Annotated in this window: 23 protein-coding genes; 17 read left to right on the top strand and 6 right to left on the bottom strand. The window is 68.2% G+C overall.

What is annotated here, in order from left to right:
• From DL991_RS28930 to DL991_RS28950, 5 genes are read left to right on the top strand one after another with little or no spacing between them, the layout of a single operon-like run.
• A complete protein-coding gene (locus DL991_RS28930; RefSeq protein ID WP_233599051.1) occupies nt 1-570 on the top strand; it encodes a flagellar hook-length control protein FliK in 570 nt (189 codons plus the stop codon).
• Nucleotides 567-1,499 (top strand): ABC transporter substrate-binding protein, encoded by a 933-nt coding sequence (locus tag DL991_RS28935; RefSeq protein ID WP_125787503.1) that lies wholly within the window; start codon nt 567-569, stop codon nt 1,497-1,499. The genes DL991_RS28930 and DL991_RS28935 overlap by 4 nt, the downstream gene beginning before the upstream one ends.
• Nucleotides 1,499-2,611 (top strand): energy-coupling factor transporter transmembrane component T, encoded by a 1,113-nt coding sequence (locus tag DL991_RS28940; RefSeq protein ID WP_125787504.1) that lies wholly within the window; start codon nt 1,499-1,501, stop codon nt 2,609-2,611. Before DL991_RS28935 ends, DL991_RS28940 begins: the two co-directional genes overlap by 1 nt.
• Nucleotides 2,608-4,203 carry an ABC transporter ATP-binding protein gene (locus DL991_RS28945; protein ID WP_125787505.1) on the top strand — a complete coding sequence of 532 codons (1,596 nt, stop codon included), beginning with the start codon at nt 2,608-2,610 and terminating at the stop codon, nt 4,201-4,203. Before DL991_RS28940 ends, DL991_RS28945 begins: the two co-directional genes overlap by 4 nt.
• The gene (locus tag DL991_RS28950; protein ID WP_125787506.1) at nt 4,200-5,033 is read left to right on the top strand and encodes an ECF transporter S component; all 834 of its coding nucleotides are present in this window, start codon (nt 4,200-4,202) and stop codon (nt 5,031-5,033) included. Before DL991_RS28945 ends, DL991_RS28950 begins: the two co-directional genes overlap by 4 nt.
• A gap of 4 nt (nt 5,034-5,037) precedes the next feature.
• Here DL991_RS28950 and DL991_RS28955 read toward each other — a convergent pair whose 3' ends face one another.
• Both DL991_RS28955 and DL991_RS28960 read right to left on the bottom strand, forming a co-directional pair.
• Nucleotides 5,038-5,391: a hypothetical protein gene (locus tag DL991_RS28955; protein WP_125787507.1), complete on the bottom strand. Its 354-nt coding sequence runs from the start codon at nt 5,389-5,391 to the stop codon at nt 5,038-5,040.
• 31 nt (nt 5,392-5,422) lie between these two features.
• Nucleotides 5,423-6,052 (bottom strand): SRPBCC family protein, encoded by a 630-nt coding sequence (locus DL991_RS28960; RefSeq protein WP_125787508.1) that lies wholly within the window; start codon nt 6,050-6,052, stop codon nt 5,423-5,425.
• A 115-nt stretch (nt 6,053-6,167) separates the two neighbouring features.
• Between DL991_RS28960 and DL991_RS28965 the strand changes: the two genes are divergently transcribed.
• From DL991_RS28965 to DL991_RS28980, 4 genes are all read left to right on the top strand, one after another.
• Nucleotides 6,168-6,824, top strand: a complete 657-nt coding sequence (locus tag DL991_RS28965) for a TetR/AcrR family transcriptional regulator (protein WP_125787509.1) — start codon at nt 6,168-6,170, stop codon at nt 6,822-6,824.
• A gap of 63 nt (nt 6,825-6,887) precedes the next feature.
• Complete coding sequence (locus tag DL991_RS28970) at nt 6,888-7,478, top strand: hypothetical protein (protein WP_125787558.1); 591 nt, start codon at nt 6,888-6,890, stop codon at nt 7,476-7,478.
• 114 nt (nt 7,479-7,592) lie between these two features.
• Nucleotides 7,593-7,889, top strand: coding sequence for a hypothetical protein (locus DL991_RS28975; protein ID WP_125787510.1), 297 nt, complete (start codon nt 7,593-7,595; stop codon nt 7,887-7,889).
• 140 nt (nt 7,890-8,029) lie between these two features.
• On the top strand, nt 8,030-8,263 hold the full coding sequence (locus DL991_RS28980; protein ID WP_125787511.1) for a hypothetical protein: 234 nt from the start codon (nt 8,030-8,032) through the stop codon (nt 8,261-8,263).
• A gap of 4 nt (nt 8,264-8,267) precedes the next feature.
• Here the strand turns inward: DL991_RS28980 and DL991_RS28985 are convergent, their stop codons facing one another.
• Entirely contained in the window at nt 8,268-8,492 is a 225-nt protein-coding gene (locus tag DL991_RS28985; protein ID WP_125787512.1) for a hypothetical protein, read from the bottom strand.
• Between the two features lie 244 nt (nt 8,493-8,736).
• Here DL991_RS28985 and DL991_RS42715 point away from each other — a divergent pair, with 244 nt between their 5' ends.
• A complete protein-coding gene (locus DL991_RS42715) occupies nt 8,737-8,892 on the top strand; it encodes a hypothetical protein (protein WP_158634468.1) in 156 nt (51 codons plus the stop codon).
• 15 nt (nt 8,893-8,907) lie between these two features.
• The gene (locus DL991_RS28990) at nt 8,908-9,621 is read left to right on the top strand and encodes a hypothetical protein (protein WP_125787513.1); all 714 of its coding nucleotides are present in this window, start codon (nt 8,908-8,910) and stop codon (nt 9,619-9,621) included.
• 397 nt (nt 9,622-10,018) lie between these two features.
• Here DL991_RS28990 and DL991_RS28995 read toward each other — a convergent pair whose 3' ends face one another.
• Nucleotides 10,019-11,674, bottom strand: coding sequence for a glutamate--tRNA ligase (locus tag DL991_RS28995; protein ID WP_125787514.1), 1,656 nt, complete (start codon nt 11,672-11,674; stop codon nt 10,019-10,021).
• Nucleotides 11,675-11,845: 171 nt separating this feature from the next.
• Here DL991_RS28995 and DL991_RS29000 point away from each other — a divergent pair, with 171 nt between their 5' ends.
• The 4 genes from DL991_RS29000 (at nt 11,846) to DL991_RS43040 (ending at nt 15,702) form a co-directional block, all read left to right on the top strand.
• Nucleotides 11,846-13,084 carry a hypothetical protein gene (locus tag DL991_RS29000; RefSeq protein WP_125787515.1) on the top strand — a complete coding sequence of 413 codons (1,239 nt, stop codon included), beginning with the start codon at nt 11,846-11,848 and terminating at the stop codon, nt 13,082-13,084.
• Nucleotides 13,081-14,616: a substrate-binding domain-containing protein gene (locus DL991_RS29005; RefSeq protein WP_125787516.1), complete on the top strand. Its 1,536-nt coding sequence runs from the start codon at nt 13,081-13,083 to the stop codon at nt 14,614-14,616. The genes DL991_RS29000 and DL991_RS29005 overlap by 4 nt, the downstream gene beginning before the upstream one ends.
• Complete coding sequence (locus tag DL991_RS29010; protein ID WP_125787517.1) at nt 14,603-15,376, top strand: hypothetical protein; 774 nt, start codon at nt 14,603-14,605, stop codon at nt 15,374-15,376. The genes DL991_RS29005 and DL991_RS29010 overlap by 14 nt, the downstream gene beginning before the upstream one ends.
• Nucleotides 15,377-15,525: 149 nt before the next feature.
• A complete protein-coding gene (locus tag DL991_RS43040; RefSeq protein WP_199746593.1) occupies nt 15,526-15,702 on the top strand; it encodes a hypothetical protein in 177 nt (58 codons plus the stop codon).
• Here the strand turns inward: DL991_RS43040 and DL991_RS29015 are convergent.
• Nucleotides 15,649-16,590 carry an MBL fold metallo-hydrolase gene (locus tag DL991_RS29015; RefSeq protein WP_125787518.1) on the bottom strand — a complete coding sequence of 314 codons (942 nt, stop codon included), beginning with the start codon at nt 16,588-16,590 and terminating at the stop codon, nt 15,649-15,651. The genes DL991_RS43040 and DL991_RS29015 overlap by 54 nt on opposite strands.
• 82 nt (nt 16,591-16,672) lie before the next feature.
• On the opposite strand from DL991_RS29015, the gene DL991_RS29020 reads away from it, so the two are divergent.
• Complete coding sequence (locus DL991_RS29020) at nt 16,673-17,530, top strand: LysR family transcriptional regulator (protein WP_125787519.1); 858 nt, start codon at nt 16,673-16,675, stop codon at nt 17,528-17,530.
• Between the two features lie 29 nt (nt 17,531-17,559).
• Complete coding sequence (locus DL991_RS29025) at nt 17,560-17,976, top strand: hypothetical protein (RefSeq protein ID WP_125787520.1); 417 nt, start codon at nt 17,560-17,562, stop codon at nt 17,974-17,976.
• A gap of 80 nt (nt 17,977-18,056) precedes the next feature.
• Here DL991_RS29025 and DL991_RS29030 read toward each other — a convergent pair whose 3' ends face one another.
• Entirely contained in the window at nt 18,057-18,962 is a 906-nt protein-coding gene (locus DL991_RS29030) for a glutaminase (protein ID WP_125787521.1), read from the bottom strand.
• Between the last annotated feature and the right edge of the window lie 110 nt (nt 18,963-19,072).

Here is a 19,072-nt window from a genome sequence, read left to right on the forward strand (position 1 = left end):
ATGCTGGCCGTGACATCCGTCCTCATCGGACTGATCGGGCTTTCCGCCGCACCCGCGAACGCGGTCGACACCACCAAGGGCTACAACGGGATCTGCACCGGCTCCGACGCGCTCACCGGGGTCACCGTCGTGGTCGACTTCCAGGAACTGGACGGTAACGGCGGGGTGGCCGCGCCGACGATCACCCGCTGCTCGCCCAACGCCGCGCCGGGTACCGCCCGCACGGGCATCAAGGCCTTGCAGGACGCGGGAATCGCGGTCGCCGGCACCGCACGCTGGGGGCTCGCCTTCGTCTGCCGCGTGGAAGGCCGCCCGTCCGCGACGGAGACCCTCCCGCTGTCGACCAACCCCAACTACAAGGAGGCGTGCGTCACCACTCCGCCCACCGGCGCGTACTGGGGTTACTGGCATGCGGACGGTTCCGGCTCGACCTGGACCTACAGCACCTCCGGCGCGGTCAACCGGAACGTGACTCCCGGCGGCTTCGAGGGCTGGTCGTTCTCGCTGAACAAGTCGGCGACGACCAACCCGCCGCCCGCTGTCACGCCGAGGAACCCGGCCATCCCGTGAGGAGGGTTCTTCCCGCGGTGGCGGCGATCTTCCTGATCGCCGCCACGGCACCGTCCGCGCACGCCGTCGACCAGAGCAAGGGATATCCCGGGTTCTGCAAGGACGCCACCGGGGTCACCGTGGTGGTGGACTTCCAGCAGCTCGGCGGCACGGCCATCGTCCGCTGCAATCCCCAGACCACCCGCGGCACCGGACTGGACGCGCTCAAGGGCGCCGGTTTCCAGATCGCCGGGGTGCAGCGCTGGGGCGAGTCGTTCGTCTGCCGGATCGAGAATCGTCCTTCCGCGGCGGAGAACATCCCGGTCAGCGGCCGCGAGACGTACCGGGAGCTGTGCGTCGACACGCCTCCCGCGCAGGCCTACTGGTCCTACTGGCACGCCTCGAACAACTGCGCGTGGGACTACAGCCAGTGGGGGCTCAAGAACCGGGACTTCACCCCAGGCGGGTTCGAGGGCTGGTCGTTCTCCTTGAACGCCAACGCTCAGAGCAACCCGGTCCCGCGGGTCTCCGCCGTGCGGCCGGGTACCGAGAGCCAGCCGTGCGTGCCGCGCGAAGAGGCCAAGCCGGGCACCGGCGATCCCGGCGAGCGACAACAGCGTCCGCAGCCGGGGAGCGGTCAGGCCGACGGTCCGCGACCGACGGCCGGTGCGGAGCCGGGCGCGGGGGAAGCCCCCGCCGCGGGGCCGAGTTCCGGCGCGCTCCCGCCGCCGAAGCCGCGTCCGAGCGCGTCGGCGAGGCCGAAGGCGCAGGACCCGTCGTCGAACGTCGCGTTCACCGGTGGTGAGAACGCCGAGGACGTCAACGCGGTGATCGAACGCGAGTCCGGGGCCAGCGACTGGGCACCCTGGGCCGCCGTCGGCGCGGTACTGGCGTTGTGCGTGGCAGGATTCCTGATGGCACGCAGACGCAAACGCGCACAAGGAGTTTGATGACGTCCTACTTCCTGCCGCGCGACCTGCATCCGGCCGCCTGGTGGGTGTGGGCGCTGGGGCTCGCCGTCGCGGCGACCCGCACGACGAACCCGTGGCTGCTGCTGACCATCGTGGCCGTCGCGGGGTATGTCGTCGTCGCCCGGCGCAGTGAAGCGCCGTGGGCGCTGGCCTTCCGGCTCTACCTGTACCTCGGCGCGTTCATCGTCGTGATCCGCGTGTTCTTCCGCGTCGTGTTCGGCGGCGCCGAGGGTTCCACGATCCTCCTGCGGCTGCCGGAGATCCCGCTGCCGGAATGGGCGGCGGGGATCCGGCTCTTCGGCGACGTGTCCGCGGAATCGTTGCTGGGCGGGCTCTACGACGGGATGCGGCTGGCGGCGATGGTGATCTGCCTCGGCGCGGCCAACGCGCTCGCGAACCCGAAACGGCTGCTCAAGGCGATGCCGCCGGCGTTGTACGAGGTGGGCACGGCGGTGATCGTCGCGCTGTCGGTGTTCCCGCAGCTCGCCGAAAGCGTGTTGCGGGTCCGGCGGGCGCGCAAGCTGCGCGGGGGCTCCGGCAAGAAGAAGGTGAAGGTCCTGCACACCGTCCTCATCCCGGTGCTGGAGGACGCGCTTTCCCGTTCACTGCAGCTCGCCGCGTCGATGGACTCACGCGGCTACGGCCGCGCCGGACTGGTCGAGGCGCGGGCGAGGCTGATCACGGGAACGCTGATGATCGTCGGCCTGATCGGCGTCTGCGTCGGCGTTTACGCCACTTTGGACGGTTCGACGCCCCGATACCTCGCCGCACCGGTGCTTTCGGCGGGACTGGTGATCGGCCTGATCGGGTTCTGGTCGGCGGGCAAACGGGTGCGGCGCACGCGCTACCGGCCGGATCGCTGGCAGCCGCCGGAAATCCTCGTCGCGGTCAGCGGAATCGGGGTCGCGGTGATCCTGTTCGTGACGTCCAGCGTGAACCCGATGAACATGAACCCGTCGTTGATCGACCTGTCCTGGCCGTCGCTTTCGTGGGGGCCGCTGCTCGGAGTCCTGATCGGCGTGCTGCCCGCGTTCCTGACCCCGGCCCCCGAACCTCCCTACGCCGCAGTGGAAAAAGAAGTGCACGCATGATCGAACTGAAGAACGTCTCCTTCACCTATCACGGCCGCTCCGAGCCGGTGCTGGCCGACGTGACACTGTCCATCGGTGAAGGCGAACTCGTGCTGTTCGCGGGCCGGACGGGGGCGGGCAAGTCGACACTGCTCGGCACGATCAACGGTCTCGTCCCGCATTTCACCGGCGGCCACCTCGAAGGAACGGTCTCCGTCGACGGTGTCACGACGCGGTCCCGGCCACCGCGCGAGTTCGCGCACCTGGTCGGCGTCGTCGGCCAGGACCCGCTCGCGGGTTTCGTCACCGACACGGTCGAGGACGAACTCGCGTACGGCATGGAACAACTCGGCCTGAGCCCGCAGGTGATGCGCCGCCGGGTGGAAGAGACCCTCGATCTCCTCGGCATCGCGGAGCTACGCAGGCGCGCGCTGCGGACGCTGTCCGGCGGGCAGCAGCAACGGGTGGCGATCGGCTCGGTGCTGACCACGCATCCCAAGGTGCTGGTGCTGGACGAGCCGACGTCGGCGCTGGACCCGACCGCGGCCGAGGAGGTGCTGGCGACGCTGGCCAGGCTGGTGGAGGATCTCGGCACGACGGTGCTGATGGCCGAGCACCGGATGGAACGCGTGATCCCGTTCGCGGACCGGATGATCCACGTCCCCGGCACCGGGGGAGTGATCGACGGGACGCCGCCGGAGGTGTTGCGGGACATGCCCATCGCGCCGCCGATCGTCCACTTGGGACGGTTGGCGGGCTGGGATCCGCTGCCGATGTCGGTGCGTGACGCCCGGCGGCGCGCGTCGTCGCTGTCCCTCGGCACCCCGCCCGCGCGAAGTACGACCGACGGCGAAGAGTTGCTGACCGCGTCCGGGGTCGTCGTGCGGTACGGGCCGAAGGTCGCGGTGCGGGAGGTCGACCTGACCCTGCGCGCCGGCGAGGTACTGGCGATGATGGGGCGCAACGGTTCCGGCAAGTCGTCGCTGCTGTGGGCGGTGCAGGGCTCCGGCCCCCGGCAGGGTGGCAAGGTCACCGTCGGAGGCAAGGACCCGAAGACGCTGAGCAGTGCCGAGGCCCGCACGCTCGTCGGCATGGTGCCTCAGACCGCGAGTGACCTGCTGTACCTGCAGACCGTCGCCGCCGAATGCGAGGCGGCCGACGCGGAATCGGGTGCGGAGCCGGGGCATTGCCGTGAGCTGCTCGACAGGCTCGCCCCGGGCATCGATCCCGCGTCGCATCCACGGGACCTTTCGGAAGGCCAGCGGCTCGCGCTCGTGCTCGCGGTGCAGTTGTCCGCCGCGCCGCGGATCATGCTGCTGGACGAACCGACCCGCGGCCTCGACTACACGGCGAAGTCGGCGCTGGCGCGGATGATCGCGTCGCTGACCGCCGAGGGGAGGGCGGTCGTCGTGGCCACCCACGACGTCGAGTTCGTCGCGACGATCGCGCACCGCGTGCTCGTGATGGCGGAAGGGGAGGTCGTCTCCGACGGTCCGACCGGCGAGGTGCTCGGCGGTTCCCCCGCGTTCGCCACGCAGATCGCCAAGATCCTCGGCGAGCCTTGGCTCACCGTCGAAGAGGTCCGATCGGCGCTGCCGCAGGAGGTCCCGTGACGACGGCGCCCGCGGTCCGGCTGGGTCCGCGCTCGGCGACGGTGCTCGGCCTCGCGTCGCTCGCGGGGCTGATGATGTTCCTCTGGCCGCTTCTGGTCCGCGTCGAACCCCAGTCGATGCAGCACGGCACCGACGCGCCGTTCGTGTTCCTCGGGATCCTGCCGATCCTGATCGTCATCGTGCTGGCCGAAATGTCCGAAGGGGGCATGGATTCCAAGGCCCTCGCGATGCTCGGCGTGCTTTCGGCGGTGAACGCGGCCCTGCGGCCCCTCGGCGCCGGGACCGCGGGTATCGAAACCGTGTTCTTCCTGCTGGTGCTGGCAGGGCGGGTGTTCGGGCCCGGCTTCGGTTTCGTGCTCGGCTGTACGTCGATGTTCGCCTCGGCACTGCTGACCGCCGGGGTGGGACCGTGGCTGCCGTTCCAGATGCTGTGCTCGGCGTGGATCGGGATGGGCGCGGGACTGCTGCCGCGCCGCGTCACCGGCAAGGCCGAGATCGCGATGCTGGTGGCCTTCGGGATCTTCGTCGCGTACGTGTTCGGATTCCTGATGAACCTGTGGTTCTGGCCGTTCATCACCGACGTCGAAGTGCCGTACCACGACGGGCACATCTCGTACGTCCCCGGCGCCCCGGTGCTGGAGAACCTGCACCGGTTCGCCGTGTTCACGCTGCTGACTTCGACGGCGGGATGGGACACGGGGCGCGCGATCACCAACGCGGTGGCGATCCTGGTGGTGGGGCCCGCCGTCCTCGCGACGTTGCGCCGGGCTTCGCGGAAGGCCTCCTTCGGGGTGATCCCCTCGTTCACCGACAGCGTGCCCCGCAATTAGTCACCTACTTGCGGGCACGGCGCCGGACGTGACAGGTGACGGCGAACGCCACCCCCACGGCCACGATGATCGCGGCGAAGACGGGATGCATGTCCTTGGACAGGCTCTGCGCGCGTTCGGGTCCGATCGCCCAGAGCGCCAACGGCGTGGCGTAGGCCGCGGTGAGGGCGATCGCGCCCCAGCGGAGCGCCTTCAGTCTGGCGTCGCGCAGGGTGCCGATCAGGACGAGGGCGACCGGCACGATGGCGATCATCGCGAACTGGCCGAGGATCATGATCGGCACGGCCCAGGCCGAGATGATGACGGAGCGCGGTACGCGGCGGGTGACGGTTTCGCGGTCGAGCGGTTGAGTGGACATCGGTTTCCTCCTGAGGTTCGCGGGCCAGGGCTCAGCAGTGGGATTCGGCGGTGGCCTTGAGGTCCTTCAGCCAGGCTTCGAGGCCCCAGCCGAGGAACTTGGTCGCGGTGGGCACGTCGGCTTCGACCTGGGCACCGGACCAGTTCTCCTCGGTGCGGACGAGGACACCGCCCTTGACCTCGGTGAAGTTCCAGACGTGGATGCCGTTGTCGATGCCGAGGCCCTCGCCGATCGCGGGCCCGCTCCAGCGGATGCACTTGCCGCGCTGGAGCTGGTGGACGGTCGAGGTGATCGACAACGTGGTGGCGGGCGTCGTGGCCGTGGGCGGTGCCGGGGTGGTCCAGCGGAACCGGGAGTTCTTCCGGAGCGGGCCCCAGTCCAGGCGCTCGTTGCTCAACACCGGTTCCTGCCATGACGGCCAGCGTTCGACGTCGGTCTGAAGCCGCCAGATCTTGCTCAAGGGAGCGTTGACCAGGGTCTCGGTGCGGTAGTGGATCGGGGCCTTCGTGTCGATGGTCTTGCCCTGGCAGGAAAGCGGCGACGGGGAAGCGGTGGTGGCTTGCGCGGGGGTGACGGTGCCGCCCAGAAGGCCGATCGCCAAGGGGAGCGCGAGCGCGGCGGCCCTGGCGACGGTGCGGCGGCGGGTCTTGGTGTCCGGCATGGTCTTTCTCCTTCATCTACTTAGCGGCACTTGCGATAGTTAGAAGCTATAACCGCGATGGGGTGAGTGTCAATAGGGAAAGTGATAACCTCTAACGGACAGGAAGGAGTGGTCGATGGACACTGACGGGAAGACCTCGCGTGAGCGTTACCGGGTGCAGGTGCGCGCGGAGATCAAGCGGTACGCGTGGGAGCAGCTGGCCACGACGGGCGTGTCCGCGTTGTCCCTCAACGCGATCGCCAAACACGTCGGGATGAGCGGCCCGGCGTTGTACCGGTACTTCGCCAGTCGCGACGACCTCATCACGGACCTCATCCGCGACGCCTATCGAAGCCTCGCCGACACCGTCCGGGCGGCCGCCGCTTCCGGTGGCGTGACCGAAGTCGCCTACGCCGTCAGGGAATGGGCGCTGGCGGATCCACAGCGATACCTGTTCATCTACGGAACTCCGATCCCCGGCTATCGCGCGCCCGGCGACACGACGGAGATCTCGAACGAGATCATGGCCGCGCTGATCGAGGTCCACGCCGCGGGTCCGGACGACGGACGGGTGACGCCGTTCGACGGTCATCTCGAGGACCATCGCGAATGGGCGGGTGGTTCGCCGGTGCCGTCCGCTGTTCTCCGCCGTGCCGTGACGTTCTGGACCCGGCTCCACGGTGTCCTGTCCCTCGAACTGGCCGGGCACTTCGGCGGCATGGGGTTCGACCCCGCCTTGTTGTTCGCCGCGGAGCTGGACGATCTGCTCGCGGGAGTGCCCCAATCCTCGTGATCGTTGTGCTAACTTCCGCGGATGCGCAAAGGATCCGGGGTTCCTTTCGGTCGTACGCTCGCGGTGATCGTGTCGTTGCTCCTGGCTTCACTGATCGGCCCCGGTGCCGTCGCGAACGCGTCCGGCGGGCATCCGCCGCGGCACGGCTGTGAATGCGCCACCCCCTCGATCGACCGGTTGCAGCACTGGCTCGCTTCCGGTGAGGGCACCACGGTTCCGCCGACCGGCAGCCTGCTCGTCCGCGAACGCGGCGGTTACGCGGCCAAGGTGACCTTCCTCAACGCCGAATGGCACGTGGTCGTGGTGTGGCTGGGGAATCAGTTCGAAGCGCAAGCGGATCTCTCGAAATCCGCCGGTTTCTGGATGACCTACAGCGCGACCGACGACCTCTACGTCCAGCTGCGTCCCGCCTCGCACTGGAGCGGCGGCGACAAGTGGCTCACGAAGGTGCCGTCGACCGGCGGGAAGATCGTGAAGAAGTTCTTCAGCTTCAAGGCCGACGCGTGGACGACGCTGCCCGAGCTGGGTACGCCCGGCTACTCCTTCGCCTCGGCGCTGACCGAAGCGCGGGGGCTGGTCTTCGTCGGCAAGACCCCGAACAAGCTCGACTTCCGCGGTCTTGCGATCGACCGCTACCGGCCGCCCTGCCGCTGAATTCCTCGCGGTATTCACCTGTCCGGAGCGCCGGGGGCAGCGCACCGTGACCGATTTGTCCTGTACGGTGAACCTTCAGCCGCCTCTGCACGATCGATCCGAGGAGTACCCCAGATGAGCCTGTTCGACTCGCTGAAGGAAAAGGCCGCCGAACTCCTCGGCGGCGCGGGCGACAAGGTCAGCGAACTGACCGGCGTCGACCTTTCCGGCGCCGCCGACCAGGTCACCCAGTCCGCCGGCGGACTGGCCGAGACCGGCCAGGGGCTCGCCGAGAACGCCACCGCCGCGGGCCAGGACGCCGTCGACTCGGCCACCGCGGCCGGTCAGGGCGTCGTCGACTCCACCGGTGCCGTCGGTGACGCCGCCACCGGACTCGCCGGCGACGTGATCGACCCGAACGCCCGGGGCTGACCGCCCCCGGTCTCCCCGGTATCCCGTGGATATCGGGGAGACCGTCATGCTCCATTCCGGCGCTTCCCGAAAAGAATGTCCGCTCACGAGTCGTTCGGCGCTAACCTGACGGAAACGACTTCATCTGCGGGGGAGCGGACATGGTCGGAATCTGGATAGCGCTCGGGGTACTCGTCCTGGTGATCGGCATCGCCGTCGTCGCCGATCTGCGCGATCGCGGACGCGGCGGGACCCGCAAATTCATGTTGCCGGACTGGGCTTCCCGGCGTGCCGGCTACACGGAGAACGACCTCGTCCACGGGCGCTGGGTGGAGAAGTCGCCGCGTGAGCAGGAAGAAGAGCTCCAGCGCCGGTACAAATCGGGCGAGGAGTAAGGACCTACGCGGCGGGCCTGGTCCAACGCCATGCGGCGTGCAGCACGGCGATAAGGGCCTCGTCGTCGTCGAAGGTGGGTTCTTCCCCGACCGGTATCCAAGTACGGTCGACGATCTCACCCAGCCTGCTCCGGATCACGGAGATTCCCGGGTAGGACAGCGCCGCGCGGCCGTCGTCGGCCACGTGGCGGGACTCCCAGCGCAGCTGGACAACACGATCAGCGCTCATCGACCACAACTTTCCGTACTTGCGTACCGGGTAAGTCGCCTGTCGGAGCCCGCGCGTTTCACCGCTGCTTTGTGACGTGCGCCCTTCGTACTGCGGATTCCCGCGCCGGATTCGATTCTTTTCGTGAATTCCGCGGAAAGGACGCCAAAGCGCCAAAGTGGTGACCCCGATCACAATCGTCGGTGAAGATCGTGGGAACATAAGGGCAAGGCTGCCGGATCCCGGAGGGTGAATGCTCCGCAGAATGCGGCTTGCTGGACGCTTTCCGGACGACGAGTTCGCCGCGCATATCGCGAAGGCCGAACAGGTGACGATCCTGAACACCTGGATCCCCAACCTGCAACGCCTGGAAAAGGAACTGGAAGCCGCGAACCGAAGCATCGACATGATCCGTTTCTGAGCAAGAGGTGTAGTGATGCGCGAACTCGACGAGATCGAAGACGGTTTGATCGAGCGGTTCCGGAATCACCCGGCGCTGCGTGGCGTCACCGAGCTGTCGCAGGAGGGTCTGCAAACCGTCCTGCTGCAGCGGCGTTTCCTGTCGCTGGCCTTCACCATGGCCTACGACCTGACGATCGACCTGCTCACCGACGAGCAGTCCAAACGGATCGCCCGCGTCATCATCCGTGAGGAGTACCCGGACACCACTTCGCCCGGCAGCAAGCCTTCACACCGCGAGGACGTGATGGCGGACATCCTCGCGCTGGGCGTCCCGCGGGAAGTGCTGGTGCGGTCGCGGAAGTCACTGGCCACGACGGCCTGCGTCGACACCACGATGGAGCTGATCGCCTCGGCAGGCGACTCGAAGTACGCCGACGTCGAACTGCTGACCATTCTGCGCTTCTGGGGCGAGGTGCTGGTCTCCGTCGAGTACGGCGAACTGTGGCGCCGGATCGGCCCGGTGCTCGGCGACCGGTCAGTCTTCTACTACCCGCACCACGTGCACGACGCGAAGTCCCGCCCGCTCGCCGCCGCGTCCCCGCTCTCGCTCACGCATTCCGATCAGCTCGGGCTGCGGCTGGTGCAGCTGATCGACTCGAGCGAGGCGCGGGAGCGGTTCCGGGAGACGGAGCAGGCCGTCGTCGCGATCAAAACGGCTTTCTACGACCAGTTCCTGCCCGCCTCGTGAGTGGTAAGGACGGTTGTATCGAGGGGTAAGTCGAACGTGTCGTGGCGCGGGGTCGGTGTCGCTCCTGCGTACGCGTTCTCCTGGTAATGAAGGCCTCCTTGCCTACTTTGACGGTAGTGAAGGAGGCTTTCGCTACCGTCGGATGTGATCCCTGGTGACCGTGGGACGGCTGTGGCCTCGGCGGCCCGGTCGTGAAGTACATAAAGGCCCCCTTCCTTGCGCTAGACGTAAGGAAGGGGGCATTCATGTACTTCGGCAAGGCGTGACTCGCGTGCTTGGGGACGTAACTCGGGGGTGCCGGAGTCTGAACACGCGGTGTCGCGTCGCCCAGCCGCCGTCTCGCCCGAGAGGCACCACATTGCCTTACCTCTCAAGAACTGTGCTTACCACTCACGAGTCACTCGCCTACGAGACCGGCGAACCGGCCCAGTGTCTCCTCGCGGCCCAGCGCCTGCGTGATCGAGTGCAGGTCCGGGCTCCGGGTCGAGCCGGTGATCGCGATCCGGATGATCTGCGAAGCCTCGCGAATGGAGCCGGGGAAGCCTTCGGGGTTCTTCTTGAACTCCTTGGCGTTCTTCGCGAAGCCGTGCTTCGCCGCGACCTCGCGGATCTGCTGGAACCATTCCTGGCCGTCGTCGAGCTGCTGGTAGCTGCCGACGAAGTCCCGCGCCACGGCCTGGACGACCTCACGGTCGACGCCGAGGGCGGTGATCCGCTCGTCGTCGGGGCTCGCGACGGCGGCGTGCAGCTGCGGGAAGAAGAAGCCGTAGACGGCGCGGAACTCGCTCCACTTCTTCAGGTCCTTGCGCGGGTTCTCGGCGCCGTCGCGCTCGACGGCGAGGGCGCGGAGCGCGAGGTCCGGCTCGGCGTCGAGGACGGTCTTCAGCTCGGGGTCGAACCGCTCCGCCCAGGCGCGGACCTCTTCGAGGATCTCGGCGCCGGACAGCGTGGCGATGTGGTCGGCCGAGATGTCGTCGAGTTTGACCAGGTCGACCAGCGGGCCGGCGACGCCGCATTCGTCCAGGTTGATCGGCTCGGCCAGGGCCTGGTCGAGCGGCATTTCGGCGAGCCGGCCGTTGGCGAGGCCGCGCAGGTAGTAGAGGACGGCGTTGGTGGGGTAGCCGGACTCGATGTAGAAGTCGACGCTCGCTTCCGGGTCCTTGCGCTTCGACAGCTTGCGCTTGCTGCCGCCCTCCTGCTTCATCAGCGGGGCGATGTGCGCATAGGTGATCGGGTCGAAGCCGAGCGCGTCGAACAGCTGCTGGTGCACGGGCACCGACGAGATCCACTCGTCGCCGCGGATGACCAGGTTGACGCGCATGAGGTGGTCGTCGACGGCGTGCGCGAAGTGATAGGTCGGCAGCCGGGGGCTCTGGTCGGAGCTCTTGAGGATGACGACGTCGTTGCGGTTGGCCTCGGCCTCCAGCGGGCCGCGGATGGCGTCGGTGAACCGGGCGCGGGCGCCGGTGTCGTCCGGCGCGCGGAACCGGACGACGTACGGGTCTCCGGCGTCGAGTTTGGCCTGGACGTCGGCGGGGTCGGCGTCGCGCCAGATGGCCCACGAGCCGTAATAGCCGGTCGGCAGCTTCGTCGCCTGCTGCCGGGCGGTGATCGCCGCCAGTTCGTCCTTGGTGGCGAAGTCGAGGTACGCGCGGCCGGAGCGGAGCAGGTGACGGACGTAGGTCAGGTAGATCTGCTCGCGCTCGGACTGCTGGTACGGGCCGTAGTCGCCGCCGCGGTGGATGTCCTCGTCGGCGGCGAGGCCGAAGTAGGCGAAGCCGCGCTCGAACTGGTCGATGGCGCCTTCGACCTCGCGGGAGCGGTCGGTGTCCTCGACCCGGACGAGGTAGCGGCCGCCGCTGCGGCGTGCGACGTCCTGGTCGATGGTGGCGACGTAGACGCCGCCGATGTGGACGAACCCGGTCGGCGAGGGGCCGAACCGGGTGACCATGGCGCCCTCGGGGAGCTCGCGGGCGGGGTAACGCTGTTCCCAGTGCTCGGGCTCGGGCAGGTCGGCGGGGAAGAGGGCGTCGATGACTGCTCGGTCCAGCATGGCGGTTCAGATCTCCCGGCGTCGTGGTGCATGGCGGTTTTCGCCACCGAAGAGCCTAACCGCCCGGCCTCCCGGCCTGGTGAGGGTGGGTACCGAAGCCGGATCGAGACGTGCTTTTCCGTCGGTGTGTCCCGGTAAAATGGGCTTGCCGGACATTCGGGGAGGAAATCGGTGACCACCGATAGCTCGCTTCGTGAAGAACCCCAGCTCACCATCCGACCAAAACCCTCGGCGTTCTTTCTTCGCCGTCGTTTTCTCCGCACTTTCGGGCCCGCGCTCGCGCTGGCCGTGAGCGGCCTGATCGCCCTGCTCCTGAGCGGGACGATCGTGGTGCCGTTCCAGCAGACCCTGGTCCTGCGCGGCAAGATGGGCTCCAAATCGGATCTCTTCGAGGACGCGAAGATCCAGGAGATCCTGATGCGCCACCACATCCGCGTCCACGTGACCAGGGCGGGATCACGTGACGTCGCCACCCACGACCTCAGCCAGTACGACTTCGTGTTCATGTCGGGCGAGCCTGCCGCGAGTCTCGTCCGGCGGTCGAGGGCGAACGAGTGGACGGGCACCGCGCGGCAGCCGTTCACCAGCCCGATCGTCCTCGCCACCTATCGCCGTTACGCGGAAACGCTGGAGAGCAACAAGATCGCCACGAAACCGCCGGGGCAGCAGGATCCGCTGTACTACACGCTGGATACCGAGAAGTTCATCCAGGCGATGCGGCAGGAGCGCACCTGGGACTCACTCGGCGTCGGCAAGTTCGGCGCGGAGAACGGGAACAGGGTGCTGGCGCAGACGTCGAACATCTGCGACTCCAACTCGGGCGCGACGTACCTGATCTTGCTGGCGTTCCTGGAGAACGGCCGTCAGGTCCCGGTCGTCGACCCGCGGCCGGCGGGCGCGCCCGCGGGTCCGCCGAACCTGACGAGCGCGAAGGCGCTGGCCGACCGGGTCAAACCGCTCGTGGCGGCGCAAGGCTTCCCGTCGGCTGATCTGTCCGAGTCGTACGCGAATCTCGCCGAGGGAGACAAGCCGATCGTCGTCATCTACGAGCATCAGTACCTCGCGATGCAGTTGCGCGCCAAGGCGCAGAGCGGGCGGCCGGATCTCGACCGGGTCCTGCTGTACCCGAAGGACAACATCCTGACGAAACCGCAGTTCCTGGCGCTGAAGCCGGAAGCGGAACGGCTGGGCGAGCTGATCACCTTCGATCCCGAGCTGCAACGCCGTGCGATGGAGCTCGGATTCGGCGTCGCGACCCCCGCGGGCACCACGAAAAGCGCGCGGCTGTACGACTTCGTGCGCGAACAGGGGTTGACGGCCCCGGAGGTCGCGGGCGACGACAGCACCACGCCGCTACCGGACAATCCGGTGCTGGAAGAGATGATCAAGACCGTCGGGGACTGCCCGTGAAGCGGGTCCTCGCGGTCCTGTGCTGCCTGCTCCTGGTGGTCGCCGCCTGTACGAGCGGCGGGCAGAAGGTGAAACTGCGCGTGCTGGCCAGTTCCGAACTGGCCGATCTCGGGCCGATTCTCGACGACCTTCGCGGGGAAACGGGAATCGAACTGGAAATGGATTTCCGGGGAACCGTCGACGCGACCACTTCCCTCACGCCGGGGAAGGCCACCCACGATCTCGCCTGGCTTTCCACCGACCGGTATTTCCAGCTCAAGTACCGGCAGTCCGCGGACAAGGGGGAACGGCCGCTCGCGACCAAGACCATGGTGTCGCCGGTCATCGTCGGGATCACCCCGGCGAAGGCGGCCGAGCTGCGCCGCGGCAAACCGGACGGCAAGCTCTCCTGGGCCGATCTGGCGGACGCGGCGGCCGGTGGCGGGTTCCGGTTCGCGATGGCGGATCCGGCCAAGTCGACCAGCGGGCTCACCTCACTCGTCGGGGTGGCGACGGCCGCCTCGGGCACCGGCGCGGCGCTGCGGCTCCAGGACGTGAAATGCGACAAGCTGCAGGGCTTCCGCACGGGGCACACGCTCACGGCGGACACGTCGGCCGCGGTGACCGACCGGTTCGCCGAGCGCCAGGACGTGGACGCGATCATCGGGTACGAGTCCACTTTGCTCACCCTCAACGCGAGCGGCAGGCTCAAGACGCCGCTGGAGCTGGTGTACCCGAAGGACGGCATCGTCCAGTCCGACTACCCGCTCCTCCTGCTCGACCCGGCCAAACGGGAGGCTTACGACAAGGTCGTCTCCTGGCTGAGGAGCCCGGCGACACAGAAGAAGCTGATGGAGCGGACTCTCCGGCGGCCGATCGCCGGGGAGGTGGCGCTCGACCCGAGGCTGCCCGCCTCGATCGGGAACTCCCTGTACTTCCCCGACGAGCAGGCCGTCGTGGACAAACTGCTCGACGACTACGTGGCCCCCGCCGGCCGGACACCCGGACGCGTGATCTTCGTGCTCGACTTCTCCGGTTCGATGAAGGGGCCGCGGATCGCCGCGCTCCGGGCGACCTTCGCCGGGCTGAGCGGCGGCCCGGACGGCGGATTCGACCGCTTCTACCGCGGCGAGCGGCTCACGGTCCTCCGCTTCGGCGGGAAGATACTGGGGGACAAGGAGTTCACGATCGGCGGGCCGCAGGATCTCGACGCGCTGCGGGCCTTCATCGCCGCCGACGAGTTCGACGGCAACACGGCGGTCTGGTCCGCGCTCGGGGAGGCGTACGCGAAGGCCGGTGCCCATCGCCGTGCCGAGCCCGGCAGCGGCGTTTCGATCGTGCTGATGACCGACGGGGAGAGCAACACCGGCCCCGGCATCGAAGAATTCCTGCGCGCGCCAAGGGATCCCGGCGTGCACACGTACACCATCCGGTTCGGCGAGGCGAATCCCGCCGAACTGGATCGCGCGGCGGTGGCCACCGGTGGCCGGATGGTCGACGCGAACGCGACATCCCTGCTCGACGCCTTCAAGGAGATCCGTGGCTGCCGATAATCTGTGGTGGGAAGTCTGGGGATTGTGGCTCGCGGTCTGGGTGCTGACCGTGCTCGCCTTCGTCGCCGCGATCGTCGTTTTCGTACGGCATTGGCGCCGTGCCCGTTCCGACGGCGATCAGGGGATGGTCCGGGGCATCGGCTTCTACCTGCACACGAAATCCGTGATGGGCCTGTACCAGCTGCATCGCTACAACGAAGCGCTGGAACAGGAGGTGGAGAAACGGAAAAGCCGGGGCTGGCGGTTCTTGGGATCGGGCGGTATCGGTCCGCTCAGAGGGGAATCGGAGCGCACCGACACCGACGAGGAGTTCCGGCGGTACATCCGCAAGGCCGAACCGATCACGGTGATCGGCATCGTGACGAAGGTGCTGGAAAGGCACCACGACATCATCCACGTCGACCTGGCGAAGCAGGAACTCGTCCACAATCGCGCGCTGGTGAAGGAACTCGGCTGGTCCGACGGTCTCGAAAGCACCCGGCAGCTCCAGACCCGGCTGCGTGGTGTCGAGGCGTTCGTCTCCGTGAAGGGGTTGTTCCGTAAACGCTCCCAGACCGACACCGAGACGGTTTTCGTCGCGCCGTACGGCAACCCGGACGATCCGTCGAAGAGCAGGAGTGTCCGCTTCACCTGTGTGACCAGCGACCTGCGGGACTCCGCCCCGGCCGGTGCGTTCCGGGCGCGGTGCCTCGGCAAGGTCGAGGACTGGGATCCCGAAACCGGGGAACTCGTCGTCCATCCCATCGCCATCTTCAAGTAGCGCTCGGCTGCTCCACTCGCGCCACCCGGTTGACACGAGTGGAGCAGTCGAAAGCCACACCCCGTCCATAGCGCTTCACACTGTCGGTCGACGGGGGTGAACCTGCACGATTTCGGTATCAAACACCGCAGGTTCGAGGGAGATCTTCCATGAAGAGCACCGTTTCCGACGATATCCGCAGTTTCTTCGCCGACTCGGGTGTCGATGTCACCGCCGCCGGGCAGGCCGACGTCGAGATCGTGATCGATCACTTCGACAACTGGAAGAACACGTCAAGCGGAGGCACCTTCGGCTGCTTCACCGGTGCCTGCGGTCTCATGGCCTGAGTGATCGGCACAGAAGCAACCGACGCCCTTCGCGATCCAGTCCCGGCCTTCCCACTCGGGGTGGCGTTCGATCATCAGCGCTTCGACCTCGGCGGCGATGGTCTCTTCGGGGAGGGACGAGTCGCGCCGCGTCCAGGTCTCGTCACGCAGCAGTTCGAGGTACTCCCGGACGTCGGTCAGGATCCGGCGTCCGGAGACGTCGCCGTGGCCGGGGACGACGAGGTCCGGCCCGGCGGCGGCCAGCCGTCGCAGCACTTCGATCCAGCGCCCTCCCGAGACGTCGGTGTCGTACGGCGGGAACCACGGGAAGATCGAGAACTGGCCGGTCTCGACCAGATCCCCGGTGAACAGCACCCCCGCGTCGGGCACGCTCACCACCTGATCACCCTTGCTGTGGGCGCGTCCGGTGGCCTCCATACGCACGATCCGGCCGCCGAGATCGAGGTCGTACGTCTCGTCGTAGACCACGTCCGGGGCGACCAGGTCGACGCCTTCCAGTGCCCGGGCGACCGGGGTGCCGAGACCGCGGAACATCTCGAGATAGCCCGGTCCCTTGTGGACCAGGTCGGCCGCCTGCGCGCTGTTGACGAGGTAGGTCGCCTGGTCCGCGAAGGCCTGTGCGCCGAAAGCGTGCTCGGGATGGAAATGCGTCGTGGTCAGGTACAGCCTGCGGCCGCGGGCGTGTTCCGCGGCGAAGGCGAGCACCTTCTCGGCGTTGCGAGGACCGAGTCCGGTGTCGACGACGAGCACCGAATGCGACCCGCCGACGACCCCGATGTTGGGGACGAGGTCGACACCGAGATTCGGGATCACCACGAGGTCGTGAGCGATTTCGCGGGCCTGGCCGGGGTCGACGGCGGGTTCGTGGGTGAGGGGTTCGAAGGGCATGACCTCACTGTTCCGCCGGTCTCCGCCCGCCGTCCAAGTCCGATCCTCTGGTCTCGATACCTGATGGGTATCATCGCTGGTGATGGAGCTCCGACTGCTGCGCTACTTCGTGACCGTCGCCGAGGAGAGGCATTTCGGCCGGGCCGCCGCGCGGCTGCACATGACCCAGCCGCCGCTGAGCCGGGCCATCCGGCAGCTGGAGAACGAGCTGGGTGTCGTCCTGCTGCTCCGCTCGGCCGCCGGCGTCGAACCCACCGCCGCCGGGACCATCCTGTACGACGAGGCCCGCGCCCTGCTGGACCAGGCCGAACGCGCCCGCGCCCTGGTGACGGCGGCGGCAGGCCCCGCCACACTCACCATCGGCACCCTCGCCGACGGAGCGGGGGAGTCGGGCATCCGGCTGGCCGAGGCGTTCCGGCGACGCCATCCCGAGGTCTCGATCCGCTTCCGCGAGGCGGATTTCACCGATCCCACCACCGGCCTGCTCGCCGGGCTGGCCGACGTCGCGCTGACCCGGTCGCCGTTCGACGAGACCGGCATCAGCGTCCGCGTCCTGCGCTCCGACCCGGTGGGGCTGGTCCTGCGCACCGGCGACCCACTCGCCGGTCGTGAGTCGCTGAGGCTGGCCGACGTCGCCGATCGGCCCTGGTTCCAGCTGCCGGACGGGACGGATCCGCGGTGGCGTGAGTACTGGAACGGGGCGGCGCCCATCGGGGAACGGCCCACCGGTCCGGTGGTGCGCACGGTCAGCGAATGCCTGCAGGCCGTCCTGTGGAACGGCTCGGCAGGGATCGCGCCGCTCGGGCACGCGCTGCCCGACGGGCTCACCTGGGTGCCGCTGGCCGATATGCCGCCGAGCCCGCTCGTCGTGGCGTGGGTGACCGGGCGGGAGAGTCCGCTGATCCGCTCGTTCGTCCGGATCGCCGTCGCCGGGGTGTAAAGACGCCGGCTCCGGGGAAGTCATCGCCTATGCCGGACTCATCCCCAGAACCCGACGCCGCGACCGTCGACGCCGTCGGAAAGCTGGTCTTCGCGCTCGAAACAGTCGAACAGGCGCGCGGCCACCTGTACGCCTTCCACCACCTCACCGGAACCGCCGACTTCGCCCTCGGCGAGGCCGTCGAAGGGCTCCGGAAGGCCGGGCACGCGGACTGGGCCGAGCGGATCGAGACCGAGCTGATCGGGCTCAACGTGCTGCCGGACCGGTGGACCTTCCAGCTGATCGAGGAGTACGACGACGGCTACTACCGGGCTTACCGCGATCTGACCCGCGAGGTCGCCGAAGACTTGACCGGAGGGCGGCGGCACCTGCACGAAGAGCGGATCAAGCGGCAACGGCGGACCGAGGGGCGGCCGGGGCACGAAATGGGGCGGCCCAGCACCTGAGCCGCTCCTCTTCGTGGGCAGGACCTGGATCGTCTCCACGCGCTGCTTTCCGAGCCTCCGCTGGTCGAGCACGGAACCGATCAGAAGATCGACCAGCCGGTCAGGGTGGTGAACCGGTCCAGCGCCGCGACGCCCGCGACGGAGTTGCCGCGAGGGTCCAGTCCGGGGCTCCACACGCAGATCGCGCACCGGCCAGGGACGATCGCGACGATGCCGCCACCGACGCCGCTTTTGCCGGGAAGCCCGACCCGGTAGGCGAATTCGCCCGCCGCGTCGTAGGTGCCGCAGGTCAGCATCACCGCGTTGACCCGCTTGGCCGCGCTTCGCTCGAGCAGCCGGGTGCCGTCGTTGCGAACGCCGTGGCGGGCGAGGAACACCGCCGCGCGCGCGACGTCGCCGCAGTTCATCGCGATCGAGCATTGACGCACGTACTGATCGAGGACGGCGGGTATCGGATGCCGCATGTTCCGGTACGACGCCATGAAATAGGCGAGCGCGCGGTTGCGATCGGCGTGCGCGGCCTCCGAAGCGGCGACCTCGTCGTCGATCCCGATGGCCGTGCGGCCGCTTTCCGCACGAAGGAACCGAAGCAGTGTTTCCGCCGCATCGCCGTGGTGCGCCAGTTCGTCGGTCACCACCAGCGCGCCGGCGTTGATGAACGGATTGCGGGGGATTCCGTCCTCGTTCTCCAATTGCACCAGCGAGTTGAACGGGTTGCCGGACGGCTCACGGCCCACCCGCTCCCACACCCCGTCGCCATGGGAGAGCGCGAGCGCCAAGGTGAAGACCTTCGACATGCTCTGGATGGAGAACGGCACCTCCCAGTCGCCGACGCCGTGCACCCGACCGTCCACTTCGGCCACCGCGATGCCGAACTGCCGGGGTTCGACCCTTGCCAGGGCGGGGATGTAGTCCGCGACGGAGCCGCGGCCGATCTCCGGCGCGACGTCGTCGGCGATCCGGTCCAGCAGCGCTGCGAGGTCCACGGCCGTAGCGTAGAAGTGCGTCTTCGCGCGCGAAGATCGGGGTTCGCGGGTGAACTTGTCAAATCGAAACGGGAAAATCCGGTTAAACCACCTGGGTGACGTCCCGCACA

The sequence above is a fragment of the Amycolatopsis sp. WAC 01375 genome (assembly GCF_003947325.1).
Taxonomy (GTDB): Bacteria; Actinomycetota; Actinomycetes; order Mycobacteriales; family Pseudonocardiaceae; genus Amycolatopsis.